A 15,901-nucleotide genomic window follows, 5' to 3' on the forward strand; every position below is an offset into this window, starting at 1 on the left:
TTAGGCAAATTAATAAATAAAATTAAATCTATTAATTATACTTATTATAGAATTTATGTTATGATGGTTCATATCTAAGATACGGATTATGCCGGGAGCATAGCCATGGCAAAGCAGGAAAAAACAAGGAGGTCATGTATGAGCAATGTAAGAAGAATCTTTGTGGAAAAGAAGAAGCCTTTTGCAGTAAGGGCAAAGGAGCTGCTGGAGGAGATTAAAAGCTATCTGGGAATTGACGGTGTATCAGAGGTACGGGTGCTGATTCGCTATGATGTGGAGAATATTTCGGATGAGATATTCAAGGCAGCCTGCAGGACTGTGTTTTCCGAGCCTCCGGTGGATATGCTCTATGAAGAGCAGTTTGATACGGCAGAGAATTCCCGCATTTTCAGTGTGGAATATCTTCCGGGACAGTTTGATCAGAGAGCGGATTCTGCGGTACAGTGCGTGAAGTTTTTAAAGGAGGATGAAGAACCGGAGATTCAGACGGCAACTACCTATGTGATTACCGGAGATATTTCCGATGAGGAATTTGCCTCTATCAAGAGCTTCTGTATTAATCCGGTGGATTCCAGAGAGACTGGGATGGTAAAGCCGGAAACTCTGGTGACGGACTTTGAGGAACCTGCGGACGTGAAGATTCTGGAGGGCTTCTGCCAAATGGAGGAAGCTGCCTTTAGAGAACTCTATGCTTCTTTTGGACTGGCTATGACATTCAAGGATTTTCTGCATATACAAAAATATTTCAGGGAAGAGGAAAAGCGCGATCCCTCAATGACTGAGATTCGGGTGCTGGACACCTATTGGTCGGATCATTGCCGCCATACCACATTTTCTACAGAGCTTAAGGATGTGACATTTGGGGAGGGCTATTACCGAAAGCCTATAGAGGATACCTATCGGCAATATCTTTCTGACAGGGAAGAGATTTTTAAGGGACGCAGGGATAAGTTTGTGTGTCTCATGGATTTGGCGCTTATGGCTATGCGGAAGCTGAAGGCAGAGGGAAATTTGGAGGATCAGGAGGAATCCGAGGAGATCAATGCCTGCTCTATTGTGGTTCCGGTAGAGGTGGACGGCGAGATCGAGGAATGGCTGGTGAACTTTAAGAATGAAACCCACAACCACCCCACGGAGATTGAGCCCTTCGGCGGCGCTGCAACCTGTCTGGGCGGCGCCATACGTGATCCCTTATCCGGGCGTACCTATGTATATCAGGCTATGCGTGTGACCGGAGCGGCGGATCCTACCGTGTCCGTAAAGGATACCTTAAAGGGGAAGCTGCCTCAGAAGAAGCTGGTGCGGGGAGCGGCCAGCGGCTACAGCTCCTACGGAAACCAGATTGGGCTGGCTACCGGATATGTAAAGGAGATCTACCATCCGGCTTATGTGGCGAAGCGTATGGAGATCGGTGCGGTTATGGGGGCGGCTCCCCGCAGGGATGTTATCAGAGAGACTTCGGACCCGGGAGACTTGATTGTACTGCTGGGCGGCCGGACAGGCCGTGACGGATGCGGCGGAGCTACCGGCTCTTCCAAGGTGCATACAGAGGCTTCCATTAAGACCTGCGGCGCAGAGGTTCAGAAGGGAAATGCTCCGACGGAGCGGAAGATTCAAAGATTGTTCCGCAGGCCAGAGGTAACGCAGCTCATTAAGAAATGCAACGATTTCGGAGCGGGGGGCGTGTCTGTGGCCATCGGAGAGCTGGCGGCCGGACTGCGTGTCAATCTGGATCTGGTGCCGAAGAAGTATGCCGGCCTTGACGGAACGGAGATTGCCATATCCGAATCTCAGGAGCGTATGGCGGTTGTGATAGACAAAAAGGACGAGGAAGCATTTCTCTCCTTTGCGAAGGAGGAAAATCTGGAGGCTGTCACTGTGGCGGCGGTGACCGAGGATCCCAGGCTGGTTCTTCTTTGGAGAGGAAAAGAGATTGTGAATATCTCCAGAGCCTTTCTGGATACAAACGGAGCTCACCAGGAAACAGCGGTGGCTGTGGATATGCCGGATGAGGGACAGAAGTATTTTGTAAGAAATGAAGTGGAGGATGTAAGGGCCAAGTGGCTGGATACGCTGAGCGATCTGAATGTCTGCTCTCAGAAGGGACTGGTGGAGATGTTTGACGGCTCCATCGGGGCAGGCAGCGTATTGATGCCTTACGGCGGCAAATATCAGCTTACCGAGACGCAGACTATGATTGCCAGGCTTCCTGTACGAAAGGGAAAGACGGATACGGTAACTATGATGAGCTATGGCTTTGATCCCTATCTCTCCAGCTGGAGTCCTTATCACGGGGCGGTTTATGCAGTGCTGGAGTCTGTGGCAAGGATCGTGGCCTCCGGCGGCGATTTCCGTAAGATTCGTTTTACCTTCCAGGAGTATTTCCGCCGGATGACAGAGGATCCCCACCGCTGGAGCCAACCCTTTGCGGCTCTTTTGGGCGCCTACAGCGCTCAGGTTGGCTTTGGGCTGCCTTCGATTGGCGGCAAGGACAGTATGTCGGGTTCTTTCAATGATATTGATGTTCCGCCTACACTGGTATCCTTTGCGGTGGATATTGCAAGCCATAAGGATATCATTACACCGGAACTTAAGAAAGCCGGGAACAAGCTGGTGCTCATTTCCATAGATCGGGATTCCTATGATCTGCCGGATTATGAGCAGATTAAGGATTTGTACGGACGGTTCCTCCAGGATGTTAAGGCAGGCAGAATCGTTTCGGCCTATGCTCTGGACGGAAAAGGTCTGGCGGCGGCCGTCAGCAAGATGGCATTCGGCAATAAGCTGGGAGTTAAGATTGAGCACAATGTGGATAAGAGAGATCTGTTTACGGCAGGCTTCGGAAATATTGTTGCAGAGGTTTTGGAGGGACGTGTAGGCGAGCTTGCGGTTACTTATACGGTAGTCGGAGAGGTAACAGCAGGCGGTCTGGCTTACGGCGATATGTATATTGATACGGAGGAGGCCCTTGGCACCTGGACGGCTCCCCTGGAAAAGGTGTTCCCCACCGTTGCGGTTCCCGGAAAAGAGAAGGTAGAAACGCCCTTATATCGGACAGAGCAGGTGTACGTATGTAAGCATAGGGTAGCAAAGCCCACGGTATTTATTCCGGTATTCCCGGGAACGAACTGTGAGTATGACAGCGCCAAAGCCTTTGAACGGGCAGGAGCGGATGTAGAAACATGCGTGTTCCGGAATCTGACGGCGGCGGATATTCGGGAGTCGGTGGAGATCTTTGAGCAGGCCATTAATCAGGCACAGATTATTATGTTCCCGGGCGGCTTTTCCGCAGGAGATGAGCCGGACGGATCGGCCAAGTTTTTTGCTACAGCCTTCCAGAATGAGAAGCTTAAGGAAGCTGTGATGAAGCTTCTCTATGAGCGGGACGGTCTGGCCTTGGGTATCTGCAACGGTTTTCAGGCCTTAATTAAGCTGGGACTGGTGCCTCATGGGGAGATTGTAGGGCAGACGGCAGATTCGCCTACCTTGACCTTCAATACCATTAACCGCCATGTGTCAAAGATGGTTTACACACGGGTAGCTTCCAATAAGTCCCCCTGGCTTAAGCTGGCGGAGGTTGGGAAGACTTATGTAAATCCGGCCTCCCATGGAGAGGGGCGTTTTGTGGCTGGCAGGGAATGGATCGACAGGCTCTTTGCAAACGGCCAGGTGGCAACGCAGTATGTGAATCTGGAGGGTGAGCCTACCATGGACGAGTACTGGAATGTGAATGGCTCCTATGGGGCTATTGAGGGAATCACCAGCCCGGACGGAAGAGTGCTGGGCAAGATGGCTCATTCAGAGCGGAGAGATGAAGCTGTGGCTATGAACATTTATGGGGAGCAGGATATGAAGATCTTTGAGTCGGGTGTGGAATATTTTAAATAAAATTTGCAAATATTTCCATAAGCGATTTATCCTGGCCTTTTACAACATTCCGGCAGTTTTAACAGCTTGTTAAGGAAGCTGAGGACTTGGAAATTTCGGATTTATGAAGTATAAGCAGGTGAAAAATACACATACTACTTCTATATTTTTATGGAGGTAGAAGAATATGACAAGATTGGACTGTACCGTAACAAGCTGTATGTATAACAAGGAAAAGAGCTGCTGTAAGGATAATATTCAGGTGGAAGGAAATAATGCAAAGCATTCTCGAGATACCTGCTGCAGCAGCTTCCGGGAGAGAGGCGAGGGCAACTATCAGAGCTCCGTGGATTATCCCACCAAAGAAACCAGAGTATCCTGCAAGGCTGAGGAATGTACCTTTAACGAGGACTGCATGTGCCATGCAAAGCATATCGGAATCGCCGGCGGCGGCGCCTGTGAGTGCCGGGATACGGAGTGCGCTACATTCCGGTGTAAGTGTGAGTAGGCGATAGGTTTAAAAATTTGATTCGTGTATAGAAAAAGGCTGTTTCCTTTTCGGAGCGAGAAGGAGGCGGCCTTTTGTTGATTTCGTTGTGAAAGGGATTCCCAGGGAGTGAATGCGAAAATATGGATTTGGCTTTTGCGGAAGAGAGATTTTGATTGAAGGGGAGGATGATAAAGGGGAAATCCAATAAATATCCTGAAATTGGAATAAACTAGAAATGCATAATATATTTTATTCGTAGAGCATGTTACTCTACGATGGCAGGAGAGCAGATCTCCTGCTTTTTTCTTGAATATCATAGCACAGATCCATGAAAACGTAAATATTTTTTCTTTGTTTCTCGTTTTTTGTACATTTTTCAAGAGATTTTTTCTGTTTTTATTTTAATTTTGTCTATTTATTCTCATAAATATTCACTTATTTTTCCCCTAATAAAACAAAATCGGGGTTGATTTTTCGTAGAGTAACATGCTCTACGAAAAATCATTGTTTAAAATGCCTGGTGATGCAGGTAAGACTGCTCCAAGCGGAAAGGGGGACTTGCTATCTGGTATGTACTTTATTGTCCGAATCAGAAAGAGCAGGATATTATACGCTCCTGCAGGCAGCATTTGACGGATAAGGCTCTGACGGATGCATTCTGCTTTACTTATGACCGGATGCGGCGGTATGAGGGAAGCTGGCATGTGGAGCGGCAGTCCATGTTTCCGGACTATGTATTTCTGGAAAGTGAGGACGGGGAGAGACTGGCAAAAGAGTTAGAGCAGTATCGGAAGGTTCTCACGGTTCTGGGCGGAGGGGATGTATTGACCCCTGTGCATAGGGATGAGGAGCAATTCCTTCTGGGACTTTGCGGTGGAACTCATCATTCCGGAATGTCCAGAGGGTATATTCGGGATGGACACACTTATGTAACAGAAGGACCTTTACAGGGAAAAGAAAGACTGATCCGGAAGATTGACAGGCACAAGAGACTGGCAAGGCTAGAGATGCCAGGAAGCTCCCGAGGTGTGAATGTAGGATTGGAGATTTATGACAAAGTATGATGGACACTCTACAGTATAGACTGCGGGGCAGACAGGAGTACCACATACGGAAGTAAAAATTTGGGGCATATGCTGCAAAATGGCGAAGCATGCCCATTTTCAAGATAAATGATAGCTGATTAATAAGGAAGCAGGAAGAGTAAGGGGAAAGGAAAGCGTATATGTGGTATGCCGTTCAGACAATTACCGGAAAGGAAGAGAAAGCCATGGACGAGATTGAGAAGGTCGTAGAGAGTCATGTCTGTGAGCGTTGTTTCCTATTAAAAAGAGAAGCTGTCTGGCGAATTCAGGGAGCCTGCCGGATCCACACAGAGAATCTTTTTCCGGGATATTTGTTTGTCCAGACCCAGTATCCGGAGAAATTTTATAGTCAGCTGAAGACAGTTCCTCAATATACCAGGTTTCTTGGAAAAGAAGATGGGGGATTTTATCCGGTCTCCAAGGAAGAAGAGATTTTTCTGAAAAGGCTGTTAAATAAGGACCGGGAAAATATTGTGCGGCTTTCTACCGTGAAAGTGGACAAGGACGGTACGATTATAGATTGCGACGGACCCTTGCGGTATTATTTGGGGTATGTGGTAAAGAAGCGGATAAGGCTGCGGTATGTGATGATTCGGGTGCATTTGTTTGGAAGGGAACGGGAGATTTTGTTGGGAATACGGTTGGATAGGGATCAAAATTTAGGGTAATATAAGACTTTTGTGTATATGGAAAAGGGGTAATCATAATGTTTAAAAAAAACTATCAACAATGGAAAAGAATATTAGATATGATTTTATCATTTTCCGGTTTGGTAGTTATGTTTCCTGTATTTATAATATTAATTTTGGCGATTAAGGTGGATTCTCCCGGCCCTGTATTTTTTCAGCAAAAGCGGATTGGGATTCATAAAAAATATTTTAATATTCTAAAATTTCGAACCATGCGTATGGATACACCCAAGGATACACCTACACATTTACTGGCAAATCCTGAGCAATACATTACAAAAGTGGGAAGATTCCTGAGAAAGACCTCTCTGGATGAGCTGCCGCAAATTATCAACATTTTAAAGGGAGATATGAGTATTATTGGCCCCAGACCAGCGCTTTGGAATCAATATGATTTGATTGCAGAACGTGATAAATATGGGGCCAATGATATTTTGCCGGGACTTACCGGGTGGGCGCAGATTAATGGGAGAGACGAGCTTGAAATATCCGAGAAAGCTAAGTTGGATGGGGATTATGTTAGGAAGATTAGTTTTTTGCTTGATGCGAAGTGTTTTATTTGTACCATCTTCTCGGTTGTAAAAAGGGATGGAGTTGTAGAAGGTGGAACCGGGGAGATACACAAGAAGGAGCGTAACCAGTGAAGAGAGTTCTGATTACCGGAGCTAATAGCTATATAGGTTTATCTTTTGATAATTATGCTAAAGAGCATTATGGCTCGGAGTTGTCGATTGAAACTGTAGATATGATAGATGGCAGTTGGAGAAAAAAGGATTTTTCTATATATGATGTTCTTTATCATGTTGCGGGCATTGCCCATGCAGATGTTGGAAATGTTAGCGATGAGGTAAAGGCAAAGTATTACGCTATCAATACAGATCTTGCCATAGAGACAGCAAAAAAAGCAAAAGAAGAAGGGGTTAGACAGTTCATATTCATGTCTTCAGCAATTGTATATGGTGATTCGGCACCATATGGAAAGACGAAAAGGATTACTGCGGAAACTGAACCACAGCCTGCGAATTTTTATGGTGACAGTAAATGGCAGGCGGATAAGGGTGTCAGGGAATTGGCAGAGGGGGATTTTATCGTGACGGTTCTTCGCCCTCCGATGATATATGGGAAGAACAGTAAGGGAAATTATCCTACCTTGGCAAGAATGGCAAAAAAGTTTCCGATCTTTCCAGATGTGGAAAATGAAAGATCAATGCTTTATATAGAAAATCTCTGTGAATTTTTATGCCAGGTGATGCTCAGAGAAGAAGGTGGCGTGTATTGGCCACAGAATGAGACCTACACAAGAACATCAGAAATGGTCAAGATAATTGCTGAAGTAAGTGGTCATAAGATAGCTGTATCTAAGGTGTGGAACTGGATGGTTAGTTTGGCATTCTTGTTTCCGGGAAAACTGAGAGGATTAGCGAATAAGGCTTTTGGAAACCTCACATATGATCAGAACATCAGTAAATATTCGTTTGAGTATTGTGTTGCTGATTTAAGGACATCCATTAAGAGGACGGAAAGATAGATGAAGTTTTCGATAATCACTGTATGCTTTAATTCAGAAGCTGTAATCAGGAAAACAATAGAATCCGTCTTAGAGCAAGATTACATGGGTGATGTTGAATACCTGATTATTGATGGAGCGTCAAAAGATAGGACAGTAGAGATAGCTAAGGGGTATATGGGAAAGTTTAAGTCAAAAGGATATGAATACATTATCTTATCGGAACCAGACAAAGGCATCTATGATGCGATGAACAAGGGAATCGGAAAATCTACAGGAGATATTGTGGGTATTATCAATTCTGGTGATTGGTATGAGCCAATAGCATTGAGTACGGTTGCTGAAACCTATAAAGCAACTCCTTTCGATATGTTCTATGCAGACATAAATCTTATTAAGAGGGATGGAAACATCATAGTCAAACATTCAAGACCAGACAAGATTGTCACAAGTAGACACTGGAATCATCCGACGAGTTTTGTTACCCAAAAGGCCTATGATGAGCTGGGATTGTTCCGATGTGTGGGTATTCACGATGACTTTGAGTTTTTATTGCGTGTGAAAAAAGTCGGAAAGAGTATAGTAATCAAAAATGTAGTTCTTGCAAACTTCACGACTGGCGGAACGAGTAACAGTAAAAGTTTCAAGAAGAGCCTAAAACGAATTCAGGATCGCTACATGAGTTATAGGGTTAATGGATACAGCCCTTTGTATCTTATAGAATGCGTAGGCATTGAGGTCGCTAAAGCAATTATGAGTTGAGAGTAGATAGTAAATGGACATAAAGTATTATATTCAAAAAGCTTTTCAAAAGGTGTTATCACAACCGATAGTACGCTCTTCAAAAATAAGCAATAAGTCTGCAGTGTGGAACGATTGCCTGATTATTGATTCAGAAATTGATGATTACACATATGTTAGTGACCACACAAACATATATTATGCGAAAATCGGGAAGTTTTGTTCCATAGCGTCTTACTGTTTGATAGGCGGTGCGTCCCATCCAATCGAATACGTTTCAACATCTCCTGTTTTTTTAGAGGGTCGGAATGCACTAAAAACCCATTTTGCAAATATACCTTATAAGCCATACAAAGAAACATTCATTGGTAATGATGTTTGGATAGGAGCAAAATGTTGTATTAAAGGTGGTGTAACCATTGGTGATGGCGCAGTCATAGGAATGGGATCCGTATTGCTAAAAGATGTGGGGGCATATGAAATTTGGGCGGGAAATCCAGCCCATTTTATTCGGAAACGTTTTGATGATGAGACAATATCAAAATTACTAGAAATGAAGTGGTGGAAATTATCTAAAGAAGATATTGCTGTGATTGCTGATAATTTTAATACTCCAAGTTTACTGCTTATAAAAATTGACGGAGAAGAGAGTGGGTGAAATAGTATGGGAAAGTTTGATAAATTGTTTTGGTTAGACACAAAACTATTTGATCTGGCCGGGCTAGCCATACAAGTAAAAAGGCTGCCATACTATATTTTAAATAAGGATGTAATTAAACGGAACATAGAGATAAAAAAAGAGAAGACTAGTAGTACATGTTATATTTTAGGACTTGGTCCTTCTTTGAAGAATGTCGATTTACGAAAAATCGATGGTGATGTTATTACCGTCAATTCCTTTTGCAGGATAAAACAGGACATAATCAAACCCAAGGTTTATTGCATAATGGATGATATTGATTATTTGTCAGATGACAGCACAATCATTAAAGATGCAACACGGATGTATCCAGATGCTTTTTTTGTATTGAATGGAAAATATAAGAAAGAAGCAGAAAAAAAAATTCAATGTAAAGTTAAGTCTGGATACTTATTTGCATGGGGCGGTTATTTTAAATCGGATAAGCAAATTGATATATGTAGAATAGCTCCAATAATGGGAAATATCGTTTGTTATGCCATATATCTGGCAATGTTTATGGGATATAAACGAATTATATTACTTGGATGTGATTTTAATTCGTTCACTTCTAGAAAAGAATTGCATTGCTATCAAGATGATTCTGACAAAACGCTTTCATTATCGTATGAATTGTTTTGTTACTCTTTTTGTGCAGATACCCATTATCAACTATTTAATTATGCAAGAAAACGTGGCATACGTATAGAAAATGCCACAGAGGGAAGTTTGATTGATGCTTATCCATCAGATAAAAAACAAACAAATTATTATATAAAATAATATAGGCAGCAGGAGGAAGAAAATTAATGCTTAACAACAAAACGATTCTTGTAACTGGTGGGACAGGCTCTTTCGGACATCATTTTGTGGATTATGTGTTGCAGCGCTACCGGCCCAAGAAGATAATTATCTATTCTCGAGATGAATTTAAACAGTTTAATATGCAAAACGATTACAAGGAGTATCTTGATGTACTTCGTTTTTTTATCGGCGATGTACGCGACAAGGAAAGACTTGCTCGTGCATTGAACGGGGTAGACTATGTTATTCATGCTGCTGCGTTAAAGCAGGTTCCGGCTTGTGAGTATAATCCCATTGAAGCAATTAAGACCAATGTAAATGGCGCTATTAATGTCATTGATACGTGCTTAGATAGGGGAGTGGAGAAGGTTGTGGCTTTGTCTACGGACAAGTCCGTTTCGCCAATTAATTTGTATGGTTCTACTAAGATGGTATCCGACAAGCTCTTTGCAGCTGCGAATTCTTATTCAGGAGTTGACGGCACTAAGTTTACAGTAGTTCGTTACGGCAATGTGGCTGGAAGTCGTGGCTCAGTCATACCGTTTTTTCAAAATATTATCGGCCGGGGTGAAACAAAGCTTCCTATCACCGATTATCGAATGACTCGATTTTGGATCAGTCTGGAAGAGGGAGTCAAGCTAGTAATCAAGGCACTGGAGGATAGCCATGGAGGAGAGACCTTTATATCCAAAATTCCGAGTTTTAAAATTACGGATCTTGCGCAGGCTATGCTTCCTGGATGTGAGATGCCCGAAGTAGGAATCCGTGAAGGAGAAAAACTCCATGAAGTGATGGTTCCTGCAGAAGATTCGGCACATGCATATGAATATGAAAAGAACTATATTATCTATCCAAATTACGATTGGTGGCATGATGAAAACATAATCCCAGGAGGAAAGCTGGTAGAACCCGGATTTATTTATAGTTCAGGGACTAACAAGGAATGGTTAAGCATTGAAGATATTAAGGCAAAGTTGCTGACAGATCTTGATTATCATGAGTGATTACCATCACGGTGGAAATGATGGGCAAACATATCCATATTAGTTTTCGGGTGGAATCTAGATCAGAGGAACTATATGAAAATGATCAAAAGGATTAGAAACATATTAATTGTGCTAGCGGTATTAATTCTATATCTTATATTTCTTTCGGAAAAATGGTTTCTAGAGACATGGGATTCTAGTATTGCTTTTTCAACTATTGTATACCAGATTTTTTCTCCATTGAAGGGGGCGGAAAGCCAGAAGACTATATTCCTGAATTGGTAAAATTGGCATCTGATAATGTGTCTTTTTCAAATGACGAAAATTTGGGTGGTGCAAGTGTTGCAAATGGGACAGGATGGACCATGGCAGCGCTGTTGGCAAGCTCTGCCGGTGTTCCATATAAGCTTAGTATCAAAGAAAATACAGCTGACAAGTATGAAAAGTTTTTGCTTGGTATTATCACTTTAGGAGATACACATCATCAGGATGGTTATATATGTGATTTTTGCGGTGAACAGTATGAGGAACAATATGCGAATGTTCTTTCTTGTTCAAGCAACCAAGTGTTTGACTTTATAAAATGGATACAAGGACAGGAGTGGTATGAAAATATTACAATTGTTATTACAGGGGATCACCTGAGTATGAAAGCGGATTTTTGGGATGATATTGGAGAATAGGAAAGGAAAATTTATAATTGCTTTATTAATCTTCCAGAAGGGGTGCTTCCGGAAAGGACAACAAACAGAACTTTTACAACTCTGGTTTTGTTTCCTAGTATCTTGGCAGCGAATAAAAATGGAAGGACAAAGGTTGGGCCTTGGCGTAAATTTATTTTCAAATAAAAGAACGATTCCGGAAGAAATGGGTATTGATGAATTTAATATTGAACTTGGTTATTATTCTAATTATTATTTTCAGCATTTCATTGCTGACATGTAATATTTAAAATGGGGCAGTCATGAAAAATAGTACTTTTGTGGACTATATGGATTGGATTGACAGGGATATTTTTATATTGTGTTAAAGAAAGTTCTCTGCGTCTTTTTCTGCTAGATGCAAAAAATGGATTTCATTTTGTATTATTAATATGTGTAAGTTTTTTTATGTTTTTGGGCTCTATACCCATGAGAGATATTTTAGTAAATAAGAACATGCGGGAAACAATTTGAAAGTATTTTGGTAGCACATGTACTTGGAGGTATTGATGATAAAGCATATACAAACAGTAAGGAAGCATTGTTATACAATTATAATTTGGGGCATCGAGCTTTTGAAGTGGATTTTTCCATTACATCGGATGAAAAGTTAGTTTGTGCACATGATTGGGAACATGTGGCATATATAGGGTCGGGAGGAAGCGAAGGTCCTTTCTAAAGAGGAATTTGAGAGCAGTTGCATTTATGAAAAATATACACCTATATCCATACAAGAACTTTTAACCTTTATGTCAGAGCATGAAGATGTATGGATTATTACTGATTCTAAACAAAGTGCAGAAAGCTTAGTTAAATTGGAGTTTTCCGATATTGTAGATGCAGCTAGAGAATTGGGACTGGAGCCTGTGTTGGAGAGAATAGCAGTACAAATTTACAATAAAGAGATGTACGAGAAGATATGTAATGTTTATGAGTTTCCATGTTTCATTTTTACATTATATGAGTATAGGAATGGGAATATAGAAAGCTTTCCGGATATATGTAGATTTTGCATTTATAATGATATCAAATTTATTACAATGTGGGATTATCTGGCGACATCAGAAGTTATGGAGATAGCAAAGCAATATGGAATTAAAGTGTATGTTCACACAGTTAATAACAAGGAACTCGTAGAGAAGTTGGGAAAGCTTGGTGTAACTGGGTTTTATACGGATTATATTACACCGGAAGAGTTAAAAGAAATTTGAATTTTAATATATGAATTGAACATTAAAAGCACTACCAGCAGAAAGGAGCATTCATGAGTGTCAATGCAATAATTCAAGCCAGATGTGGCTCTACTAGATTTCCTGCTAAAGTATTTGCTGAAATAGATGGGAAACCTCTTCTGTGGCATGTGGTTGATAGGCTGAAGCTTGCAAAGAGGATAGATGATATCATTGTAGCCACAACAAAAAATTTAAGAGACGGTGAGATTGAGGAATGGTGTCAAAAGGAAAAGATTAAGTGCTTTCGAGGCAGTGAAGATGATGTTTTGAATCGATATTATAGCGCTTCCGTCACATTTCCATCAGACATCATTGTGCGAGTCACGGCAGATGATCCATTCAAGGAACCTTCTGTTATAGACCTAGTCATACAGAAGCTGTGTGAGGAAGATATGGATTTAGTGACAAACAATTTCCCGCCTTCATACCCGGAAGGGCTTGATTGCGAGGCATTCACCTTCAAGGTTCTTGAGACTATGGAGAAAAGCGCACATGATACATTTGAGCGTGAGCATGTCACTCAGTATATCTACCACAATCCAGACAAGTTCAAAATAGGAAATGTTGTTGCTGAGCAGCAACTTTCTACATATAGATGGACTATTGACAATCAAGAAGATTATGATATGGTCAAGGCTATTTATGCTGCGAGAAGTCATGAGTCAAAGGGATTGCTGCTGATGGATGAAATCCTAGAAATACTTAAAGCGAATCCCGAGATAGCCCAGATCAATTCACATGTCAAGCGTAGCACAATGTATCAAGAATAAATTGGAGGAATTGATATTATGAACAGAATATCTGAACTTGAAAAAAGATATGTGTTGGAAGCGTTGGGGAATGAGTTTGCAACATCCAAGAATTCTATTTTCAACAACAGGTTGGAGTTGTCTTTTGCAGATAAATTCCATTCAAAGTATGCGATAGGACATTGTAATGGTACAGCGACTCTGCATGTAGCTTTGATGGCTTGTGGAATAGGTCCAGGAGATGAGGTTATCGTGCCTGCTTTAACAATGTCATCTACTTCTATTCCTGTAGTGCTCTGCGGAGCAATCCCCGTCTTTGCGGACAGCGATATTGACACATTTGAAATCTCTGCTGATAGTGTTGAGAAGTGCATCACGGAAAAGACAAAGGCAATTATTACCGTGTCCCTATACGGTTTGGCTCCAGATTATGACAGGATTACTGCACTCTGCAAGAAGTATAACCTAGTGCTTATCGAGGATAATGCGGAAAGTTTTCTTGGAGAATATAAAGGAAGGCTTGTGGGTGAATTTGGCGATTTTGCGAGCTTCAGTTTTCAAGCGAGTAAGCATTTAACTGCTGGGGAAGGAGGCATGCTAATTACAAATAATGAGGAGCTTGCTGATAAAGCGCGCAGACTGAATTGCCTCGGCTATGCTGGCGTAAGTGCAAAACAGGGAAAAATCACACGCAATGACATTCAGGCTCCAAATTATAGTCGTCATGTTTCTTTTGGATACAATTATCGTATGTCTGAACTGCAGGCTGCTTGTGCATTGGGGCAGTTAGAGAGGGCAGAAGAACTGGTACAGAGGAGAATCGACGTAGCTGCATTGTTTGATGAGGCGATTAAGAACCAGAATGTAGTTAAGAAACAAGTAGAGCCAGAAGGATATAAGAATTCATATTGGACTTATTGCTTAGTCCTTGATACAGATAACCCTGATGCGGACTGGTATCGTTTCCGTGACATGTTCCAGAAGAATGGTGGTGACGGATACTATGCCGCATGGAAACTTTCTTACAATGAGCCTGCTTATCAGGATATTCTTCAGCCTATGATTGGTGTTTGGCAGAAATATGATGAAACTTGTTGTCCAAACGCTGAATATTTACAGAAACGTATGATTCAGTTAAAGACAAATTATTGGAACATTGATGAAGCAAGGAAACAGGCAGATATTCTTAAGAAGACAATAAAAGAGTATCAGGAAACAAAATAAAACGAGGAGGATAAAGAGATGTTAGCTTTCAACAAAAATATCAAAATTGGCAATCGTATAATTGGAGAGGATTATCCAACATACTTTATTGCGGATATTGGCGGAAATTTTGATGGAAGTATGGATAAGGCGAAGAAATTAATCGATGCAGCGAAAGAAGCCGGGGCGGACTGTGCAAAGTTCCAGACGTTCACTGCGGAAACTATTGTATCGGAGGGTGGATTTTCTAAGATGGAACTCCACGGCGTACATGGCTCTTGGGGAAGGACCGTTTCTGAAGTATTCAAGGATGCCGAGTTTCCGATGGAATGGCATTATGAAATAGCGGATTACTGCAAAAGTGTAGGAATTGATTTCTCCACATCTCCGTATTTCAAGGAAGCTGTTGATCTTTGCGCTGATATGAATCTTCCTTTTATCAAAATTGGTTCAGGGGAGATTACTTGGTTGGAAATGCTGGATTACATTGCTCGTAAGGGATTGCCTATCATGCTTGCTACAGGTGATGCGACGATGTCTGAGATTGATGAGGCTGTACGTGTGATTGAAAAGACCGGCAACAAAGATCTCGTTCTTATGCAGTGTATTACAAACTATCCTTCCAAGATTGATAGTGCAAATGTTAATGTGCTTAAGACATATCAGAGTGCTTTTGATTGTCTGACCGGTTATTCTGATCATTCTCCCGGGCATGTTGTCGCTCTCGCTTCTGTTGTTCTTGGAGGACGTGTAATTGAGAAGCACTTTACTTTGAACAAAGAAGATAAAGGACCGGATCATCCGCACTCTATGGAACCTGATGAATTCAAGTTCATGGTCGATTCTATCCGTGAGGTTGAACGTGCATTGGGAAGCACTAGAAAAGAGTTGGTGGCAGAAGAAGGAGAAACTGTAATTGTACAGCGCCGCTGTCTGTATGCTAAGAGGAGCTTGAAGACTGGCCAAATTATTACAGAAGCAGATATTGATGTACTTCGTCCTGCGCTCGGAATTCCTCCGAAGTATAAGGGCACAATTGTTGGTAAGGTTGTGAACAGGGATATTACAGCAAGAGATCCAATTTTTTGGGAAGATCTGCGATGAGCGTAAAGCAGTATATTTCTACGACTCTACAAAAAATCTTGAAAAAGCATATTGGGGTACACAG

Annotated in this window: 16 protein-coding genes; all 16 read left to right on the forward strand. The window is 42.0% G+C overall.

Annotation, left to right across the window (positions count from 1 at the left end):
- Positions 1 to 138: 138 nt before the first annotated feature.
- The 16 genes from VSQ61_RS07410 to VSQ61_RS07485 all read left to right on the forward strand — a co-directional run bounded on the left by VSQ61_RS07410 (position 139) and on the right by VSQ61_RS07485 (position 15,837).
- Complete coding sequence (locus tag VSQ61_RS07410) at positions 139 to 3,888, forward strand: phosphoribosylformylglycinamidine synthase (protein WP_334343807.1); 3,750 nt, start codon at positions 139 to 141, stop codon at positions 3,886 to 3,888.
- A gap of 166 nt (positions 3,889 to 4,054) precedes the next feature.
- Positions 4,055 to 4,375, forward strand: a complete 321-nt coding sequence (locus tag VSQ61_RS07415) for a DUF1540 domain-containing protein (RefSeq protein WP_334343808.1) — start codon at positions 4,055 to 4,057, stop codon at positions 4,373 to 4,375.
- Between the two features lie 545 nt (positions 4,376 to 4,920).
- Positions 4,921 to 5,421, forward strand: coding sequence for an antiterminator LoaP (gene loaP, locus VSQ61_RS07420; RefSeq protein WP_334343839.1), 501 nt, complete (start codon positions 4,921 to 4,923; stop codon positions 5,419 to 5,421).
- Positions 5,422 to 5,582: 161 nt separating this feature from the next.
- Positions 5,583 to 6,110: a transcription termination/antitermination NusG family protein gene (locus tag VSQ61_RS07425; RefSeq protein ID WP_334343809.1), complete on the forward strand. Its 528-nt coding sequence runs from the start codon at positions 5,583 to 5,585 to the stop codon at positions 6,108 to 6,110.
- Between the two features lie 38 nt (positions 6,111 to 6,148).
- Positions 6,149 to 6,775 (forward strand): sugar transferase, encoded by a 627-nt coding sequence (locus VSQ61_RS07430; protein WP_334343810.1) that lies wholly within the window; start codon positions 6,149 to 6,151, stop codon positions 6,773 to 6,775.
- Entirely contained in the window at positions 6,772 to 7,659 is an 888-nt protein-coding gene (locus tag VSQ61_RS07435) for an NAD-dependent epimerase/dehydratase family protein (RefSeq protein ID WP_334343811.1), read from the forward strand. Before VSQ61_RS07430 ends, VSQ61_RS07435 begins: the two co-directional genes overlap by 4 nt.
- Complete coding sequence (locus VSQ61_RS07440; RefSeq protein WP_334343812.1) at positions 7,660 to 8,400, forward strand: glycosyltransferase family 2 protein; 741 nt, start codon at positions 7,660 to 7,662, stop codon at positions 8,398 to 8,400.
- Positions 8,401 to 8,413: 13 nt separating this feature from the next.
- The gene (locus tag VSQ61_RS07445; protein ID WP_334343813.1) at positions 8,414 to 9,037 is read left to right on the forward strand and encodes a CatB-related O-acetyltransferase; all 624 of its coding nucleotides are present in this window, start codon (positions 8,414 to 8,416) and stop codon (positions 9,035 to 9,037) included.
- Between the two features lie 6 nt (positions 9,038 to 9,043).
- Positions 9,044 to 9,841, forward strand: coding sequence for a motility associated factor glycosyltransferase family protein (locus tag VSQ61_RS07450; protein WP_334343814.1), 798 nt, complete (start codon positions 9,044 to 9,046; stop codon positions 9,839 to 9,841).
- A gap of 26 nt (positions 9,842 to 9,867) precedes the next feature.
- On the forward strand, positions 9,868 to 10,866 hold the full coding sequence (pseB, locus tag VSQ61_RS07455; RefSeq protein ID WP_334343815.1) for a UDP-N-acetylglucosamine 4,6-dehydratase (inverting): 999 nt from the start codon (positions 9,868 to 9,870) through the stop codon (positions 10,864 to 10,866).
- 260 nt (positions 10,867 to 11,126) lie between these two features.
- Positions 11,127 to 11,531: an alkaline phosphatase family protein gene (locus tag VSQ61_RS07460; RefSeq protein WP_334343816.1), complete on the forward strand. Its 405-nt coding sequence runs from the start codon at positions 11,127 to 11,129 to the stop codon at positions 11,529 to 11,531.
- A 118-nt stretch (positions 11,532 to 11,649) separates the two neighbouring features.
- The gene (locus VSQ61_RS07465) at positions 11,650 to 11,793 is read left to right on the forward strand and encodes a hypothetical protein (protein ID WP_334343817.1); all 144 of its coding nucleotides are present in this window, start codon (positions 11,650 to 11,652) and stop codon (positions 11,791 to 11,793) included.
- Between the two features lie 505 nt (positions 11,794 to 12,298).
- Complete coding sequence (locus tag VSQ61_RS07470) at positions 12,299 to 12,760, forward strand: glycerophosphodiester phosphodiesterase family protein (protein WP_334343818.1); 462 nt, start codon at positions 12,299 to 12,301, stop codon at positions 12,758 to 12,760.
- A gap of 53 nt (positions 12,761 to 12,813) precedes the next feature.
- Positions 12,814 to 13,551, forward strand: a complete 738-nt coding sequence (locus VSQ61_RS07475; RefSeq protein WP_334343819.1) for a cytidylyltransferase domain-containing protein — start codon at positions 12,814 to 12,816, stop codon at positions 13,549 to 13,551.
- An 18-nt stretch (positions 13,552 to 13,569) separates the two neighbouring features.
- On the forward strand, positions 13,570 to 14,754 hold the full coding sequence (locus tag VSQ61_RS07480) for a DegT/DnrJ/EryC1/StrS family aminotransferase (protein WP_334343820.1): 1,185 nt from the start codon (positions 13,570 to 13,572) through the stop codon (positions 14,752 to 14,754).
- 18 nt (positions 14,755 to 14,772) lie between these two features.
- Positions 14,773 to 15,837, forward strand: coding sequence for an N-acetylneuraminate synthase family protein (locus VSQ61_RS07485; protein ID WP_334343821.1), 1,065 nt, complete (start codon positions 14,773 to 14,775; stop codon positions 15,835 to 15,837).
- Positions 15,838 to 15,901: the final 64 nt, after the last annotated feature.

Origin of the sequence: Candidatus Merdisoma sp. JLR.KK006 (genome assembly GCF_036941035.1) — a bacterium.
Taxonomy (GTDB): Bacteria; Bacillota; Clostridia; order Lachnospirales; family Lachnospiraceae; genus Laedolimicola.

What these genes read in the sequence shown, in the direction of transcription:
- VSQ61_RS07410 (WP_334343807.1), top strand. Translation starts at nt 139, where the DNA reads ATGAGCAATGTAAGAAGAATCTTTGTGGAAAAGAAGAAGCCTTTTGCA.
- VSQ61_RS07415 (WP_334343808.1), top strand. Translation starts at nt 4,055, where the DNA reads ATGACAAGATTGGACTGTACCGTAACAAGCTGTATGTATAACAAGGAA.
- VSQ61_RS07425 (WP_334343809.1), top strand. Translation starts at nt 5,583, where the DNA reads ATGTGGTATGCCGTTCAGACAATTACCGGAAAGGAAGAGAAAGCCATG.
- VSQ61_RS07430 (WP_334343810.1), top strand. Translation starts at nt 6,149, where the DNA reads ATGTTTAAAAAAAACTATCAACAATGGAAAAGAATATTAGATATGATT.
- VSQ61_RS07440 (WP_334343812.1), top strand. Translation starts at nt 7,660, where the DNA reads ATGAAGTTTTCGATAATCACTGTATGCTTTAATTCAGAAGCTGTAATC.
- VSQ61_RS07445 (WP_334343813.1), top strand. Translation starts at nt 8,414, where the DNA reads ATGGACATAAAGTATTATATTCAAAAAGCTTTTCAAAAGGTGTTATCA.
- VSQ61_RS07450 (WP_334343814.1), top strand. Translation starts at nt 9,044, where the DNA reads ATGGGAAAGTTTGATAAATTGTTTTGGTTAGACACAAAACTATTTGAT.
- pseB (WP_334343815.1), top strand. Translation starts at nt 9,868, where the DNA reads ATGCTTAACAACAAAACGATTCTTGTAACTGGTGGGACAGGCTCTTTC.
- VSQ61_RS07465 (WP_334343817.1), top strand. Translation starts at nt 11,650, where the DNA reads ATGGAAGGACAAAGGTTGGGCCTTGGCGTAAATTTATTTTCAAATAAA.
- VSQ61_RS07470 (WP_334343818.1), top strand. Translation starts at nt 12,299, where the DNA reads ATGTCAGAGCATGAAGATGTATGGATTATTACTGATTCTAAACAAAGT.
- VSQ61_RS07475 (WP_334343819.1), top strand. Translation starts at nt 12,814, where the DNA reads ATGAGTGTCAATGCAATAATTCAAGCCAGATGTGGCTCTACTAGATTT.
- VSQ61_RS07480 (WP_334343820.1), top strand. Translation starts at nt 13,570, where the DNA reads ATGAACAGAATATCTGAACTTGAAAAAAGATATGTGTTGGAAGCGTTG.
- VSQ61_RS07485 (WP_334343821.1), top strand. Translation starts at nt 14,773, where the DNA reads ATGTTAGCTTTCAACAAAAATATCAAAATTGGCAATCGTATAATTGGA.